Origin of the sequence: Blautia caecimuris (assembly GCF_024622975.1) — a bacterium.
Lineage (GTDB): Bacteria > Bacillota > Clostridia > Lachnospirales > Lachnospiraceae > Blautia_A > Blautia_A caecimuris.
Map to the genome: position 1 here is coordinate 26,416 of NZ_JANJZT010000007.1, position 17,099 is coordinate 43,514.

General features: G+C 45.0%; 16 protein-coding genes and 1 pseudogene. All 17 read right to left on the reverse strand.

Translation table 11 applies throughout. The features are described 5' to 3' along the window. Nucleotides 1-8: 8 nt before the first annotated feature. Nucleotides 9-440, reverse strand: coding sequence for a division/cell wall cluster transcriptional repressor MraZ (gene mraZ, locus NSA57_RS06270; RefSeq protein WP_147598721.1), 432 nt, complete (start codon nucleotides 438-440; stop codon nucleotides 9-11). Between the two features lie 265 nt (nucleotides 441-705). Beyond that, nucleotides 706-1,014, reverse strand: a complete 309-nt coding sequence (locus NSA57_RS19935) for a Spo0E family sporulation regulatory protein-aspartic acid phosphatase (protein WP_390573369.1) — start codon at nucleotides 1,012-1,014, stop codon at nucleotides 706-708. An 85-nt stretch (nucleotides 1,015-1,099) separates the two neighbouring features. Beyond that, a pseudogene (lgt, locus tag NSA57_RS06275) lies at nucleotides 1,100-1,921 on the reverse strand (prolipoprotein diacylglyceryl transferase); the annotation flags it as partial. Between the two features lie 12 nt (nucleotides 1,922-1,933). Continuing rightward, entirely contained in the window at nucleotides 1,934-3,031 is a 1,098-nt protein-coding gene (gene ychF, locus NSA57_RS06280) for a redox-regulated ATPase YchF (RefSeq protein ID WP_022068428.1), read from the reverse strand. A gap of 222 nt (nucleotides 3,032-3,253) precedes the next feature. Further along, the gene (locus NSA57_RS06285; protein WP_257464337.1) at nucleotides 3,254-3,778 is read right to left on the reverse strand and encodes a DUF4411 family protein; all 525 of its coding nucleotides are present in this window, start codon (nucleotides 3,776-3,778) and stop codon (nucleotides 3,254-3,256) included. Then, nucleotides 3,772-4,935: an ImmA/IrrE family metallo-endopeptidase gene (locus NSA57_RS06290; protein WP_257464338.1), complete on the reverse strand. Its 1,164-nt coding sequence runs from the start codon at nucleotides 4,933-4,935 to the stop codon at nucleotides 3,772-3,774. The genes NSA57_RS06285 and NSA57_RS06290 overlap by 7 nt, the downstream gene beginning before the upstream one ends. A 98-nt stretch (nucleotides 4,936-5,033) precedes the next feature. After that, complete coding sequence (locus tag NSA57_RS06295; protein ID WP_257464339.1) at nucleotides 5,034-5,705, reverse strand: thiamine diphosphokinase; 672 nt, start codon at nucleotides 5,703-5,705, stop codon at nucleotides 5,034-5,036. Continuing rightward, the gene (gene rpe / locus NSA57_RS06300; RefSeq protein WP_257464340.1) at nucleotides 5,702-6,376 is read right to left on the reverse strand and encodes a ribulose-phosphate 3-epimerase; all 675 of its coding nucleotides are present in this window, start codon (nucleotides 6,374-6,376) and stop codon (nucleotides 5,702-5,704) included. Before rpe ends, NSA57_RS06295 begins: the two co-directional genes overlap by 4 nt. A 4-nt stretch (nucleotides 6,377-6,380) precedes the next feature. Further along, the gene (gene rsgA / locus NSA57_RS06305; RefSeq protein ID WP_257464341.1) at nucleotides 6,381-7,259 is read right to left on the reverse strand and encodes a ribosome small subunit-dependent GTPase A; all 879 of its coding nucleotides are present in this window, start codon (nucleotides 7,257-7,259) and stop codon (nucleotides 6,381-6,383) included. 3 nt (nucleotides 7,260-7,262) lie between these two features. Next, entirely contained in the window at nucleotides 7,263-9,467 is a 2,205-nt protein-coding gene (gene pknB / locus NSA57_RS06310) for a Stk1 family PASTA domain-containing Ser/Thr kinase (protein ID WP_257464342.1), read from the reverse strand. Then, nucleotides 9,461-10,207: a Stp1/IreP family PP2C-type Ser/Thr phosphatase gene (locus tag NSA57_RS06315; protein WP_257464343.1), complete on the reverse strand. Its 747-nt coding sequence runs from the start codon at nucleotides 10,205-10,207 to the stop codon at nucleotides 9,461-9,463. The genes pknB and NSA57_RS06315 overlap by 7 nt, the downstream gene beginning before the upstream one ends. A gap of 1 nt (nucleotide 10,208) precedes the next feature. After that, entirely contained in the window at nucleotides 10,209-11,249 is a 1,041-nt protein-coding gene (gene rlmN / locus NSA57_RS06320) for a dual-specificity RNA methyltransferase RlmN (RefSeq protein WP_257464344.1), read from the reverse strand. A gap of 4 nt (nucleotides 11,250-11,253) precedes the next feature. Next, entirely contained in the window at nucleotides 11,254-12,606 is a 1,353-nt protein-coding gene (gene rsmB, locus NSA57_RS06325; protein WP_147598729.1) for a 16S rRNA (cytosine(967)-C(5))-methyltransferase RsmB, read from the reverse strand. Continuing rightward, nucleotides 12,599-13,300, reverse strand: coding sequence for a zinc metallopeptidase (locus NSA57_RS06330; protein ID WP_147598730.1), 702 nt, complete (start codon nucleotides 13,298-13,300; stop codon nucleotides 12,599-12,601). The genes rsmB and NSA57_RS06330 overlap by 8 nt, the downstream gene beginning before the upstream one ends. 6 nt (nucleotides 13,301-13,306) lie before the next feature. Continuing rightward, entirely contained in the window at nucleotides 13,307-14,272 is a 966-nt protein-coding gene (gene fmt / locus NSA57_RS06335; protein ID WP_147598731.1) for a methionyl-tRNA formyltransferase, read from the reverse strand. Nucleotides 14,273-14,275: 3 nt separating this feature from the next. Continuing rightward, on the reverse strand, nucleotides 14,276-14,752 hold the full coding sequence (gene def / locus NSA57_RS06340; RefSeq protein ID WP_147598732.1) for a peptide deformylase: 477 nt from the start codon (nucleotides 14,750-14,752) through the stop codon (nucleotides 14,276-14,278). Between the two features lie 123 nt (nucleotides 14,753-14,875). Then, complete coding sequence (gene priA / locus NSA57_RS06345) at nucleotides 14,876-17,089, reverse strand: replication restart helicase PriA (protein WP_257464345.1); 2,214 nt, start codon at nucleotides 17,087-17,089, stop codon at nucleotides 14,876-14,878. Nucleotides 17,090-17,099: the final 10 nt, after the last annotated feature.

Consider the following 17,099-nt stretch of genomic DNA (forward strand, 5'->3'; position numbering starts at 1 on the left):
CGTAATACTTAAATGATGATACCCATGTCCTGCATACCCTCTGCAATACTGTCCATATCATCATAATTACAGTTCTCGCTCCACTTTTCTCTGCTCCAGACTTCAATCCTGTTCAGATTTCCCGTTAAAACCACGTCCTTTTCCAGACCAGCAAACTCCCGAAGCGTCTGAGGCACGAGAATTCTCCCCTGCTTGTCCAGCTCACACATTGTGGCTCCTGCAACAAAGAATCGTGAGAAGGTTCTTGCATTCTTATTTGTAAGTGGTAAGGCTCTGAGTTTTTCTTCAAAGGCTTTCCATTCATCCATAGGATAAATTGAAAGACAACCATCCAGTCCCTTGGTCAGAACGAACTCTTCTCCCAAAAGCTCTCTGAACTTCGCCGGGATGATCAGACGCCCCTTCGCGTCTATTGTATGGTTGTATTCTCCCATGAACATGTAACTCACCTACTCTCGCAAAGTACGATTCTCCCCTTCGTACTTTCCAGCAGAAACGGATGGGTCTGCCATATTCCCTCCATTCACTACCACTATTCACCACTTTCTACCACTTATGAACCCATTCTACCCCATTTACTTTGAAATTACAAGTGGGAATATCAGGTTTTTTATTTTTTCCCTTTAAAAAAATCCGGTCTTTTCCGGCTTTTTCCATCATAAAAAGGATTCTCCGGCAAACCTGCCACAGAATCCTTTTTCGTTGTTATATGCTTTGAAATTTCTCAATCAGCCTGTCAAGCTTCCGGCTTTCCCTCAGACATTTTGGAAGGTCTTCCCTGTTCTGGATCATCCCGTTCAGCTTTCTGCGGCAGTTCTGTATCTTCCGTTTCAGTTTTTTCTGATTCAACTTCTTCAGTTCTGCTGCCTGATCCGGCAGAGACTCTCTGATCCGTTTTTTCCTCCACTTCTGCATCTTCAGGAACCTCTTTTTCTTCAGTCTCTTTAATTTCGTCTGTGATATCTGTTCCCATAAATTCATGAGATACGTCCTCGTAAGTCTGAATATCATCATAATTCAGAACAGCTCTTTTTTCCTCTCTCCTGCGGGCTCTGTGCCTTCCCCGTTTTTTTGTCAGACTTCTGCGAACAGAAGCCATAATTCCAAACATAACAGCCAGAACAAGCAGAACACACGAGAACACCGGAATCTCTGTTCCCGGAACAGTCACGGGCTCCGGCAGAAGAAATTCTATCCCTGCCCGTCCAAGACTGTATCCTGCCAGATATCTTAAAAAAATCTCTCCCGGATATTTTCTGTGTTTTGTGTACAGCAGAAGGATCAGAAAAAGCGCCAGGCACCAGATACTCTCGTACAGAAACAGAGGATGTACCTGTATCCAGGAAATACCGTCTGCTTCTGTCAGATGACCGGCCATCAGCCGGGAAATCTGAGCCTTATTTACTGCATCTGCAGGAATCTGCATAGCCAGAAGGCTGTCCGTATATTCTCCGAAGCCTTCCCGGTTAAAAAAGTTTCCCCACACTGCTATTATCTGCGCTGTCAGAAATCCCATACTGGCAGTATCTGCCACCTGTGCAAAGGAGATTTTCCGGATTTTACAGTAAATTGCTCCAATCAGGATTCCGCCTAAAACACCGCCGTATATAGACATTCCGCCATTCCTGATATCCGCAATCTCTATTATTGATTTTCCCGCAAACATCTCCCGGTTCAGAGCCACGTACATTAGCCGCGCCCCCAACACACCGCCTGCAAAAGCCGGAATCATTGCTTCCAGGCTAAGGTTTGGATCCTCTTTTTGTTTTTTTGCCACAAAAATCATTACGGCAAGTCCAAGAAGCATGCCTGCTGCTGTCAGAAGCCCGAAAAAAGTAAGCTCAAATCCGAAAACAGAAACCGATCTTCCCACAAAGCTAAAATCAATATCCAGATTTGGGAATCGTACTGATGTATTCATACACGCACCTGCTTATACATTGAAACGGAACAGGATCACATCTCCGTCCTGAACCACATATTCCTTTCCTTCCATACGAACCAGGCCTTTTTCTCTGGCTCCTGCATAAGAGCCGCAGTCCAGAAGATCCTGATAATTTACAACCTCTGCCTTGATAAATCCACGCTCAAAATCTGTGTGGATCTTTCCTGCTGCCTGAGGCGCTTTTGTTCCGATCTTAATGGTCCATGCTCTTGTTTCATCCTCTCCTGAGGTCAGGAAGCTCATCAGACCCAGAAGGCGATAGCTTGCGCGAACCAGCTTTTCAAGACCGGACTCTGTCAGCCCGAGATCCTCCAGGAACATTTTTCTCTCATCATCATCCAGCTCGGAAATTTCTTCCTCAATTCCTGCACAGATCACAAAAACTTCACTGTTCTGCTGAACCGCATAATCCTTCACTGCCTTTACATGAGGATTGGACGCTCCGTCGTCTGCCAGCTCGTCCTCAGCCACATTTGCCGCATAGATCACCGGCTTCCAGGTCAGAAGATTATAAGTTCCCATCCAGGCTTCCTCATCTTCTGTTTCCAGTTCCATAGTGATTGCCAGTTTTCCGTCTTCCAGATGAGCCTTTATTTTCTGAAGAAAGTCAAGCTCTTTGGCTGCTTCCTTATCCATTCTAGCTGTTTTTGTAACCTTTGCGATTCTTCTTTCCAGAATTTCAAGGTCAGAGAATACAAGCTCCAGATTAATAGTCTCAATATCACGGATCGGATCAATACTTCCATCTACATGGATCACATTCGGATCCTCAAAACAGCGCACCACATGGACAATAGCGTCTACTTCACGGATGTTTGCCAGAAACTGATTTCCCAGACCCTCGCCCTTGGACGCTCCTTTTACAAGTCCTGCAATATCCACAAATTCGATCACTGCCGGGGTTACTTTTTTGGAATGGTAAAAATCTCCCAGAAGCTTCAGTCTCTCATCCGGAACTGTAACCACGCCTACATTGGGATCAATGGTGCAGAAGGGATAGTTGGCTGACTCCGCTCCTGCTTTTGTTAAAGAATTAAAAAGTGTACTTTTGCCTACGTTAGGAAGGCCGACGATTCCAAGCTTCATGTTTTATATTTCCTCCTACAAATCTTTTGACTGTTTTTCAGCATAATAACCGCTTTCTTTTCAGGAAGCCTTAATACATTGCCTTATATTTTACCATACCATAATATCTTTGTGAATATTCAGTTTAAAATTCCGCCACATTTCTTATCTCTCTTATATTTGGTTATATCAAAATACACCCAAGCAGCAATTTTCAACTACCTGGGTGCAATTCACTTTTTATTAAATTTTCATCTTGAGTTGGCGCATCATATGATATAAAGTATGCACTTCTACATTAAAGTGTTTCGCAACATCCGGTATCTTCACACGTCCACATTTATTCTTAACATTTAATGGTCCTGCGGACTGTTCAAAGGTAATCAATTTATATCCTTTCGCAGCAGCTGCTGCAATCAACCATGGATCGGCAACCTCATTTCTAGCCCAATCATTCAAACCCTTTTCATTGTAAAAACCACATTCTTGAATATATTGAATTACTTCTGCATATTTAGGGATTATTTCTGAATCAACATGATTACAAACCTGAAATTCATGTTTTCTTTCAGATACCCACTGTTTTAACTCATCCTGCCCCTTATCAATTTCAGCTTTTACCATATCAAGCAGAACTATATTACCTGCTTTTATCTTTTCTTCAAAAATTCCCCAAAATGAAGGAATCAAATCATAAGCATAAAAGAACCTTGACGCTGTCATCAATGTATTTGCATCAATCAAAAATTTTTCTGATGAATTTACCATAAAACACATCCAAGTCCACTTGCAACTTCAGAAAATGTTTTGCTAGTAGTATTCGTTAATCGGTAAGCTTCCGTAAAAGAAGTTCTACCACTATTTACACTTTCACATAATGCACGTACAAAAACACTATCTAATTTGCTACGAGCAACTCTGTAATAATCACCACCAGAACTTCCCTCTTTTTTTGCTTGAATGTACGCTTCAATAGCATCTGCTATCACCCGATCATATACGCTCTTATCAATCGTCTTATTATCTAAAGCTCTACGAGCAATGACACTGCCACTACAACGGAACATTCTGGCAAGTACCTTAATCCTTTCATGTATATCGTCATTTGTATTACTATTCCATTTTTGAAGAAACACATTTTCCGGTACCATTAACTCTCCCGCTACCGCATTGCAAATAAACTCAATCGGCTTTGTTTCATTTATAGAATATCTTCTGTCATTATATAAATCGTTTTCTCCAATCCAAAGATGTACCGTCTCATGAAACAAGGAAAATAATTTTCCACCTGCAGAATCTGCACCATTTATAAAAATCAACGGTGCCCATTCATTTACCATTGCAAACGCTCTAAATTCATTTACATCTAATACTCGATGGGTATTTTTACCAACAATACCATTCATCATCACAACAATTCCACAATCTTCCAAAAGCTTTCTTACCTTATTGAATGCTTCAGAAGAATCAGCACATGTCCCATACCATTCAACAGTAAGTCCTAAATCGTTACGAATTGTATCTGCGATTATCTTTATGTCTGTGAAATCTTTTAAGCTTCCAACAACATTAATTACATCATAATTCCATTCTTTTCGATAATCAATCATCCATTCCTGAACTGCTTCCATCTCACGAATAGTGTCAATTAAATTCCGACTTGGATTTGTTAGTTCTATACTATCAAGCGTTCTATATTCTAATAAACTAATCTGTTCAACTGGCGGTGTCTGCAAAAAGAAATATCCTAGCGGAATGTGAGATTTTTTACTGAAATCTTCTATCTGATTAAAAGTCGGACGTTTTGTGCCATCAAGCCATTGCTTGATATTTTCCATAAGCTTTGTACCCAACTTTTCTTCGCTAGTTTGACTAAGTGCCCAGCTAATGATCGCCGGCTGTACATTCGCATTTACTGTTGGCATAATACCTCCTCCTTCCACCTATACTTAATTATAGTATATCAAGAGTTTGTCAGAAACACTACTTTTTTATAAACTTTTAAAATTTTATATTGTTACATTCAATCCCCTGTCATCAGCATAAGAAGGGTTCCTTCTTCAAATTCGACCACAGCCTCCTCTTCGGCAATCTCATTGCTGACCGTAAGGCCGCTGTCAGATGCTGTCAGATAATGACGGTTCAGAGGATATTTAAAGCCTTTAAGAGTAAGTCCGGGTACGTCTCCTCCAATGGAAAAAAAGGACACATATTTTCCAAACTGTTCCGACCGTTTCAGCACAGTTCCGCTTTCAATAAGTTTCATATAATTCCAGGGATCCGCAAGGATGATCTCACAGCCCCTCTCCCTTCCCAGAACAAGAAGCCCGAAATTTGCAAGAAGATGATCCACTCTGTTTCCTGTGGCGGCCAGGATGATCATTTGCTTCACGCCTCTGTCCATAGCCAGGCAGGCTGCCGACTGAGTATCCGAATCATCCTTTTCCGGGCGAAGCCTGATGATCTCCGTATTGCTAAGTGTTTCCAGAAATTTTCTTCCGCTTTCCGAAAGGCTGTCAAAATCTCCTACTGCAATATGCGGAACAAGCCCTGTTTTTTCAAAGAATTCCAATCCTCTGTCTGCTGCGATCAGGAAAGTATTTTCATCTGTATTTTTTTTCAAAAAATCGAGGGCAAAATCTGTATTGATATTGCCCCCGCTTACAATGACTGCGTTTTTCATGATATGTCTCATTCAATCTCTTCTTTAATATGCTGCATTCTTTTTGTAATATGTTTTACATTGGAAGCAAGATCCCCATTAAATACATAGGAACCTGCCACAAGGAGATTGGCACCGGCCTTCATAACTGTTTCCATTGTTTCATCATTGATTCCGCCGTCAACCTGAATATCAACATCCGCATGCTCTCTGTCAATCAGTTCACGAAGCTCTTCAATCTTTTCTGTGCACTCGTTCAGATATTTCTGTCCGCCAAAGCCCGGCTGTACTGTCATGACAAGAACCATATCCACATCATCAAGCAGATGGCTGATATCATTTACCGGAGTTGCCGGCTTGATGGAAACGCCAACCTTTACTCCTGCATCACGGATCAGCTCAATGGCACGTTCCAGATCTTCACATGCCTCGGCATGTACAGTAATAGAATCTGCTCCACAGTCTACAAAGTCCTGAATGTAACGTTCCGGAGCAGATACCATCAGATGTACGTCAAAAAACATCTTTGACTCTTTTCGGATAGAACGGATCACCGGCATTCCAAAAGAGATACTTGGAACAAAATCTCCATCCATAACATCAATGTGAAGCCATTTTACGCCTTCCTCTTCCAGAGTCTGTATCTGCTGACCCAGACGGTTAAAATCTGCTGATAAAATTGAGGGACACAAATGATAGTCCATGTAATCAATATCTCCTTTTCTCTTTTAATTCTTCATATAATCCTAAATAGTCCTCATATCTGAGACGGCTGATCTCTCCTGCCTCAAGGGCTTCCTTTACACGGCAGCCCGGCTCATGGATATGTCTGCATCCCAGAAAGCGACACTGATCATCGTATTTTCGGAACTCAGGAAAATAATCCTTCAGTTCCTGTTCTTCCATATCTGTAAGATACAGGGACGAGAATCCCGGCGTATCCATAAGATAGGTGTTTTCTCCTGCAGGAATCACCTGGGAATGACGGGTAGTATGTTTGCCCCTCTTCAGCTTCCTGCTGATTTCTCCTGTCTCCATCTGAACTTCCTTCTGAAGAAGATTTGTCAGAGAAGATTTTCCTACTCCCGAGGGGCCTGCCACAACTGTGGTCTTTCCTTTCAGGATTTTATATATTTCCTCAAGCCCTTCTTCCTTAAGAGCACTGGATAAAAGAACCTGATATCCGCAGCCGGTATAGGTATCATAAAGCTTTCGGATCTCTGTTTCCTCTGCCAGGTCTTTTTTATTGAAGCAGATCACTGCCGGAACACCGGCCTGCTCCATCATAATCAGGAATCTGTCAAGAAGCATAAAATTCGGTTTTGGATCATCCATGGCAAAAATCACAAATGCCTGATCCACATTTGCCACTGCGGGACGGATCAGAGAATTTTTGCGGGGGAGGATCTTTACCAGATTCCCCTCTGCTTTTTCCTGATCCAGCACAGTAATTTCCACATTGTCACCTACCAAAGGCTTCTGATTGTCCTTGCGGAAAATCCCCCTTGCCCTGCATTCATAAACATTGCCGTCTTTCGCATGTACATAATAAAAACCGGCAATTCCTTTTATGATCTTACCTTCCATGCATTACTCTGCTTTCTCAAAAGTAAGAGGATAAGTTCCAAGCTGCTGATATTCGCCATTGATCATTTCGGATACAGAAAGAGTTCCCTCGCTTACCCCCGGGCTTCCTGTAATATCCAGTTTGTAAGGGAAGGTAAGAGTCTCTCCGTCTACAACTGTAGTTGCCTCAGATTCTCCGTTTACTTCCTGGATCAGCTCCAGACGCAGCGCGCCTCCCTTGTAGTCCTGAGGCGTATTCAGACTCTGTGTACATTTCCATACTTCTCCGTTTGCCGCTGCCTGCTGCTGAGCAGATGTGTCTGCGCTTGTCTGTGCTCCAGAACTGTCTGCCGCCGGTTCTGCTTCAGGCGGCTGATCTCCGGAGCTTACCACAAGACTGGCCGGCTCATCCGGATCCGCAGTTTCTTCTGCTTCCGGTGACTGAGAAATAACCTGACCTGCCGGTACATCCGCACTCTGCTGCTTCGTGATATTGATCTCCAGCCACTTACCAAACTCTGTTACGGCCTCTTCCTCTGTCTTTCCTACAACACTGGGAACCAGAGCGCCCTCTCCCCAGTCAAGTCCTCTGCTGACAGTAAGAGTTACGGTATCTCCTGATTTTGCAACAGAACCTGCTTCCGGAGAAACTGCGATCACATATCCTGGTTCCACATCCGGCCATTCCATTCCATCTGTATCATCTGTATCCGCACTGTATTCTTTCTGAACATTTACCGTAAGTCCCATATCCTCCAGAGATTTCTGATAAGCATATGCAGTTACTGTCTCATCATACTCCGGAATAGTCAGCTCTTCCTGCCCCTTACTGATATAATACTTCAGAGTTGTATATGCCTCAACCTTTGTTCCTGCCGGAATATCCTGGGAAGAGATTCTTCCTTTTTCCTGATCAGACGCTTCCTCGCCAACCATCTGCTTGCCAAGGTTGACAGCCTCCACAAGAGCCTTTGCCTCTTCCTCGGTCTTTCCTACCAGATCCGGGACCTCAACCATGCCTTCATCTTTATTATCAGCCTGCTGCACCTGTCCCGGCTCTTCTGTCTTGTCAAAAACGCCCGTATTTTTCACAATAAGAAATACGCCGCCTGCAAGAACCGCCGCTCCTGCAAGAAGTGCGACAATTGTTACTGCTCTGCTTGTAGTTCTGCGTTTTTTCTTTTTCTTCTTTCTTCTTTCTGCAGCGCGTCTGCGCTCATACTCTCTGTCATCATCACCGTCGTCATAGTCGGTCTCGTATTCTTCTTCCTCAAGCATCTCTACTTCAGGTTTTCTCTGAGCCGCTCTGTTTTTCTGAGTGTGTTTGATCTCGCCCAGCTCCTCGTCTGAGATCACAACGGTCTTGGCATCTGTGTCCACTACGTCGTTCAGCTTTACAAAATTTCCCTGAGGATCGATGAGAGAATGCTTCAGATCTGCGATCACATCCTCCATTTTTTCGTAACGACGTCCTACGCTTTTCTGTGTGCATTTAAAAATAATCTGCTCCAGACTGTAAGGAAGATTTTCTGTGTAAACGCTTGGAGGAACCATTTCCTCCTGCAGATGCTTGATAGCAATGGCTACTGTAGTATCTCCGTCAAAGGGAACGCGTCCGGTAACCATCTCGTACAAAGTGATGCCAAGTGAATAGATATCAGATTTCTCATCACTGTAGCCGCCGCGCACCTGCTCCGGTGAACTGTAATGAACAGATCCCATAACATTGGAACTGATCGTATTGGAGGAAGCTGCTCTGGCAATGCCAAAATCTGTTACCTTCACCTTTCCGTCTGTGGAAATGATAATATTCTGAGGCTTCACATCACGGTGAACAATTCCATGATTGTGGGCTGCCTCCAGTCCCATGGAAACCTGGATTGCAATACTGGTCGCCTCTTTAATAGAAAGCTTTCCTTTTTTTGCAATATATTCCTTCAGGGTGATTCCCTCTATCAGTTCCATGACAATGTAATAAACGCCTTCATCATCGCCTACGTCAAATACATTAACAATATTCGGATGTGTCAGTCCGGCTGCTGCCTGAGCCTCGCTTCTGAATTTCCGGATAAAGGTTTTGTCCTCCCGGAACTCCGGCTTCAGCACCTTAACCGCAACAAAACGGTTCAGCTTATGATCCTTTGCTTTATACACATCGGCCATGCCGCCTGTGCCTATTTTCCCTAAAACCTCATAACGCTCCGCTATGATCATTCCTGCTTTTAACATTTGTCCACCTCATTTGTGAATGGTTCTACTAAAACCACTGCAATGTTGTCCTTACCGCCGTTCTGGTTTGCTTCTCTTAAGAGTTTTTCTCCTTTTTCCGGCAGCTGGTCTGTCCCATTCTGTATGATTTCTTCAATCTTAGCGTCCTCTACCATGTTGCTCAGTCCGTCGGAACACATCAGGATCGTGCTTCCCGGCTCCAGCTGAAGATCAAAAAAATCAATATCAACAGTTCTTTCCGCTCCCAGCGCTCTTGTAATGATATTTTTGTCCGGGTGATTTCTTGCCTCTTCCGGCTTGATCTCTCCCATTCTCACCATTTCCTGCACCAGAGAGTGATCTTTGGTAACCTGGTGAATCTGCCCCTGGATCAGATACAGGCGGCTGTCCCCCACATTTGCCACATATGCATAATGTCCCACAATTGTTGCCACCACAATTGTAGTCCCCATTCCTCTGAGGTCTTCCTCTTCCTGCGCGCGGGTCAGAATTTCCGCGTTGGCAGTTTCAATGGCATGACGGATCACCTTGACCGGGTTAAAATCCGCGTCTTTCCGAATCTCGTCCACTAATATCTGAACTGCGTGGGAAGATGCAAAATCTCCCGCGTTATGACCGCCCATTCCATCAGCAACGACAAACAGATTGGGAAGATTCCCTACCGGGTCTTTGGACACGAACACATAATCCTGGTTCATTTTCCGCTTCTGCCCCACATCTGTAGCTGAATATACCCTCATGTCACTTCTCGCTTTCTGTTTTTTCCATATACCTTTTTCTTAGTTGCCCACAGGCACCGTCTATGTCGCTGCCCATTTCCCTTCTAATAGTACCATTAATTCCACATTTTTCAAGATTTATTTTGAAATTCTCCACTGCCTGGCGTGTAGAACGTACAAAAGAACGCTCTCTGACAGGATTCACAGGAATCAGGTTCACATGGCAGTTCAGTCCCTTCAGACGGCCTGCCAGCTCCCTAGCATTTTCCTCGCTGTCGTTTACCCCTGCTACCAGGCTGTATTCAAATGTAATTCTCCGTCCTGTTTTATCAAAATAATTCCTGCATGCCTCCAGAAGCTCATCCATACTGTATTTTTTGGCAATCGGCATCAGCTCCTGCCTCTTTTCATCATTTGGAGCATGGAGAGATACCGCAAGAGTCATCTGAAACTTCTCCTCTGCCAGCTCATACATTTTCGGTACAAGTCCGCAGGTGGACACAGTCAGATTCCTCTGACTGAGATGAAGTCCGCCTTCCTCTGTAAGAATATGGATAAATCTCAGAAGATTATCATAATTATCCAGAGGTTCTCCGGATCCCATGACTACAACATTGGAAACTCTTTCCCCTATGGATGCCTGTATCCGGTAGATCTGATCCAGCATTTCAGAAGGCAGAAGATTTCTGGCAAGCCCTCCGATGGTGGATGCGCAGAATCTGCAGCCCATTCTGCAGCCTGCCTGTGAGGAAATGCACACAGAGTTTCCATATTTATATTTCATAAGCACACTTTCGATCATATTTCCGTCGCTGAGCCGGAACAGATACTTCCGTGTACCGTCAGTTTCTGAAATCTGTACGTCCACTGTTTCCAGAGCCGTGATAGGATAAGCTTCCAGTTTCTGTTTCAGACTTTTGGGAAGGTTTGTCATTTCTTCCCAGGAAGCTGCCAGATGCTCATGAAGCCAGCTGTAAATCTGTTTTGCCCGGAAAGGCTTTTCCCCCAGCTCTGTCATCAGCTCCTTCAGTTCTGTCAGTGTCATTGATTTAATATCTGTCATTGATCTATTTCCTTCTGAATCTTGCAATAAAAAATCCGTCTGTTCCATGAACGCCCGGAAGCAGCTGCAGATATCCCAGAGCAGTTGTCTCAGATTTCAGTTCGTCTGGAATATACTCGTCAATGCTTTCCAGCTTAAAAGGATGATTGTTCATGAACCACATCATATTTTCTTCATTTTCCTCTTTTGCAATGGTACAGGTACTGAAAATAAGCACGCCTCTGGGCTTGACATATTCAGCAGCTTTGTCCAGGATATTCCGCTGGAGGATTACCAGCTCTTCCTGTTTCTGCGCAGTAGAACGATATTTGATCTCTGGCTTCTTGCCAATGACTCCATAGCCGGAGCACGGCACATCTGCCAGTACAATATCTGCCTGACATTCCGAATCCACATCGAATACAGTCGCATCCTTTACCTTTGCCTGAACGTTGATTGCTCCGGCGCGATGTATGTTTTCTTCGATGAGATCCACCTTATACTGGCTCACATCCCGGGCATCCACGGTTCCAAAGCCTTCCATCTTATCACCCATATGAAGACTTTTTCCTCCCGGTGCCGCACAGAGGTCGATCACATAATCTCCCTTTGAAGGATTGGCAATTTCCGCAACAAGCATGGAGCTTACATCCTGAACCATGATCTTTCCCTGGATAAAAGCATCCAGAGCAAGAATATGATTAAAATCCGAGATTTTTTTTGCATAGGGAAGATACGGAGCATCCTCCACAGTCACTCCCTGCGCCCGAAGGCTTTCACAGGTTTCCTCCACAGAATTCAGATATGTACGGCAGCGTACAGTCAGTGATTTTTCTTCCAGAAAATCCGCCAGCATTTTTTCTGTAGTTTCCTCACCATACACATTCAGCCACCGGAGCACCAGCGGCTCCGGCATGGAATATTTTACAGAAAGATACTTTACCAGATTCTTTTCTCTGGAAGGATACTCAAGCTCGTCCATCTGTCTTGCCACGGTACGGAGAACTCCGTTTACAAAAGGCTTCAGATTATAAAAGCCTTTTTTCTGTGCAAGCTTTACTGCCTCGTTGCACACAGCGCTGTCCGGCACCCTGTCCATAAATTTCAGCTGATATACAGCGCTTCTCAGGATCTCTCGGATAGGCGGTTTCATTTTATCTACTGTTATCTTTGAAAAAGAATTAATAATATAGTCAATATAAATCCTGTATTCCAGAGTTCCCTCGCACACTCTTGTTACGAAGGCGCGCTCCTGCTTGGGAAGGAACTGGTATTTTGACAACGCATTACGGATGGCAATATGGCTGTGTTCCCCCTCCTCGTCGATCTGAAGAAGGATCTCCAGGATCATTTCTCTTGTATTGATGCCGTTAGTCATCGTTTCTACGTCCTCCTGCAAGAATAATCAGCCTCAAAAGCTGAAGAATTGATGATACCAGCGCCGCTACATAAGTAAGAGCCGCTGCTGTCAAAACCTTTCTCGCTCCTGAATTTTCCTCTCTTCCCAGAATCCCCGTAGTTTCCAGCATACGCAGAGCCCGTGAAGAGGCATTGATCTCCACCGGAAGAGTCACAAGCTGAAACAGAACTGCCAGAGAAAACAGAATGATTCCCGCTGTGATCAGAGGGCGGATACTCATAATAAGCCCCAGGAAAAACAGCGGCCAGGACAATGTACTTCCAAAGTTTGCAAGAGGAACAATGGCGCTTCGGATCTCCAGAGGCGCATAATGAATGGCATGCTGAATAGCGTGTCCGCACTCATGAGCCGCCACTCCCACTGCAGCCAGAGAGGACTGGCCAAAGATATCCTGAGAAAGATTTACTGTTTTTGTTCTGGGATCATAATGGTCTGTAAGACTTCCCGACACAGCGCGCACCTGTACGTCTGTAATGCCTGCCGCCTGAAGGATTCTTCTTGCAGCCTGCTCTCCGGTAAGCCCGGAAGCGCTTCTGACACCTCTGTACTTTGCAAAAGTACTTTTCAGCTTTGCAGAGGCTGCCACAGAAAGAAGCATTCCTATTATCAGAAGTATATATGTTCTGTCATAATAAAAACCATATCCGTACATGTCTTATCACTCCTTATGATCTCTCAGCACTGTTCCCGGCTCCACCTGATATCCTCTGAGGAAAGACGCTGCGTCCATACGTTTCTTTCCCTCCAGCTGGACCTCTGTCAGTACCAGAATGTCTTTTCCGCAGGCAACATGAATCCCTTCTCTGTCCGAATCTGCCGCGATCACAGTTCCCGGTGCTGCTGAAGGTTTTCCGTCTCCGTTCAGCACAGATACTACAGAAGCCTCCCAGATTTTAAAGGTTTTCCCATTCAGAAAGGTATAAGCGCTCGGCCATGGGTTCATGCCCCTGACAAGACGTTCAAGCTCCTGAGCGCTTTTACGAAAGTCCATAAGTCCCATCTGCTTGGTGATCATAGAAGCATATGGCGTAGGACTTTCCTCCGGCTGTTTTTCCATCACTGCTGTTCTGTCAAAAACAGAAGGAAGGGTTTTTACCAGAAGGTCTGCTCCCAGATCTGCCAGCTTGTCAAAAAGACTGCCTCCTGTTTCCTTTTCATCCAGAGTGACAGCTGTCTGAGATATCATATCTCCGGTATCCAGTCCTGTTCCCATCTGCATAATGGTTACGCCTGATTCCTTTTCCCCGTCAATAACCGCCTGCTGGATAGGCGCGGCGCCTCTGTACTTTGGAAGAAGAGAGGCATGGATATTAATGCATCCAAATTCCGGAAGCTCCAGAATCGCCTTGGGAATGATCTGACCAAAAGCTGCCACAACAATAATATCCGGGTTCAGTTCTTTTAAAACTTCCATAAATTCCGGATCTCTGACTTTTTTCGGCTGATATACCGGAATCCCGTGTTTCAGCGCTTCCTCCTTTACCGGGGTGGGAAGAAGAGTTTTTCCTCTGCCCTTTGGCTTATCCGGCTGCGTTACAACTGCCGTAACCTCGTATCCGTTTTTTACAAGAGCGGCAAGAGGCGGCACTGCAAAATCCGGAGTTCCCATATAAACAATTTTCATATTTTACACCTCGTCATCATCATAAACCGTTCTGTGAAGTTCTCCCTCCACAAGCTCTGTGTACATTTTTCCATCCAGGTGGTCGATCTCGTGACAGAACGCTCTTGCAAGAAGCTCGGTTCCCTCATAGACCACCTCTTCCATATTTTCATCAAGAGCCTTTACTTTTACATAATTGGGACGTGTAACCTGTCCCGCCATTCCCGGAACACTGAGACAGCCTTCGTCTCCGGTCTGCTCTCCGGAGGTTTCCAGAATCTCCGGATTAATAAGAACCATCGGACCGTCTCCTACGTCAATAGTAACCACGCGCTTCAGAATACCTACCTGAGGAGCAGCAAGTCCCACGCCCATTTCCTCATACATGGTATCCAGCATGTCAAAAATCAGTGTGCGGAGCTTGGGCGTCATTTCTGTTACAGGTCTGCTTACCTTTGTTAATACCGGATCCCCTTCAGTTCTTATTTTTCTAAGTGCCATAATTCATTCTCCCTTCTATGGTGATTCTCTTGTGTACTTTTGCAGATCATCATTCCTGCACGGAGTATCTTCCGGCAGTTTTCTGTATCGTCGTATCTCTGCCGCAAGACTTCTCTTTGTGCATCAGATGTAATCATACTGTATATGTAATTTCCGAAAACCGGAATTGATCTCTATGTATTTTTCAAATTTATTTTTTATGTCCAGAAGAACACTTTCCTGGCTGTGCTTCAGATACAGGACCTTTCTGTACACATCGTTTACCTTTCCTACGGAAGCCCAGGCAGGTCCGATAATATGAAGCTCTTTCCCCGGACTGACTCTCTCCGCAAACTTTCTCAGAAAGTCCATTCCTTTTTCCAGAAGCTCTTCATCCTCTCCTGATCCGAGAACAGACAGCATGTGCGCAGCAGGAGGATAGTCCAGAAGAGTGCGGTAGCTCATTTCCTCTTCATAAAATTTTTCATAGTCCTGCTCTGCTGCAGCCTGGATGCTGTAATGATCCGGATGATAGGTCTGTATCACAGCCTCTCCCGGCTTTTTTCCCCTTCCGGATCTTCCCACCGCCTGAGTGAGAAGCTGAAAGGTTCTTTCTGCGCACTGATAATCAGAAGCATTCAGAGAAAGGTCTGCCGCTATGGCACCTACCAGTGTCACATCCGGAAAATCATGTCCCTTGACGATCATCTGAGTTCCCACCAGAATGTCCGCCTCATGGGCTGCAAAGGAAGAAAGAATCTGTTCATAGCTTCCTTTTGTTCTGGTGGTATCGTAATCCATGCGCAGAATACCGGCTTTTGGAAAACATTTATGAAGAACAGCCTCTATCTGCTGAGTTCCCGCCTTAAATCCTCCGATATACGGCGAACCGCAGGAGGGACATACCTCTGCTTTTGGCCTCTGATAGCCGCAGTAATGACAGATCATTTTTCCATTGTTATGTTCAGCCAGAGCGACGTCGCAGTGAGGACATTTCAGCACCTCCCCGCAGGAACGGCAGGATACAAATCCCGCATAACCGCGCCTGTTTAAAAACAGCATGGTCTGTTCTCCTGCATTGAGCCTCTGCTCAATGGCAGCTTTTAGCTTTCTGCTTAAAATCGACCGGTTCCCTGCTTTTAATTCTTCCCTTAAATCTACAATTGATACTTCAGGAAGAGGACGTTTTTCATACCGGTCTGTCATTTTTACCAGCGCATACTCCCCGGAAACAGCCTTTGTATATGCTTCAAGAGAAGGAGTCGCTGAGCCAAGCACAACCCTGGCTCCTTCCATCAAAGCTCTCCGGACTGCCGTTTCTCTGGCATGATATCTCGGGCTGCTTTCACTTTTGTAGGTCTGCTCATGCTCCTCATCAATGATGATAAGTCCAAGATTTGAAAACGGGGTAAAAAGAGCCGAGCGGGGACCTACCATAATCTGTATTTCCCCGCGTCTGGCTCTTTTAAACTGATCATACCTCTCTCCGGGCGAAAGCCTGGAATTCAGTACAGAGACTTTTTCTCCAAACCATCCGTAAAATCTTCTTACTGTCTGATAAGTAAGAGCAATCTCCGGAATCAGAACGATCACCTGCTGTCCTTTTTCCGCCACCGTCTGTATCAGCTTCATATACACCTGAGTTTTTCCGCTTCCTGTAATTCCATGGATCAGAACCGGACGGGGAGCAGGTCTGTCCCACTCCCTTTTTATTTCTTCGAAGGCTCTCTGCTGTACCGGTGTCAGAACGGACAGCTCTTCTCTCGGAATCACATCCCCGTCCACAGACATACGGTATACTTCATCCTGCTCTATACGGACAATTCCTTTTTCTGCCAGAGGCTTCAGAACAGAAGCATTGATCCTGAGCCTTGCCGCAGCTTCTGTATAATCCAGGCTTCCCTCTTCCAGCAAAGCCCTGACCAGTCTTGCTCTGGCCTTACACCTGCCGGATTCAAGGGTTTGGGCAAGCTTTTCCGCCTCTTTCCTTTCCACATTCAGACAGATCATCCGCTTTTCCTTTGCCCGGATCTTTTCTCTTACAGGAAGCACGGTTTTCAGAGCCTGAGCCATTGTGGAGCCATAACGCTCCCTCATCCAGGCAGCCAGGGAAACCAGCCTGGCTTCTGTTGTTTCCTGACTGCTGAGAAGCTTCCCAACCGGCTTCAGCTTTTCCGGTGATATTTTCGGTTCCCGGGAAAGTCCGATCACATATCCCTTTCGCTGACAGTTTCCAAAGGGAACTGCGGCAACCATACCGACACGTATCTCTGATTCCAGTTCCTCAGGAACTATATACTGAAAGCTTCTGTCCAGCTTTTCATGGGATATGTCTATGATAATATCTGCATAAATCATGCAATCTCTC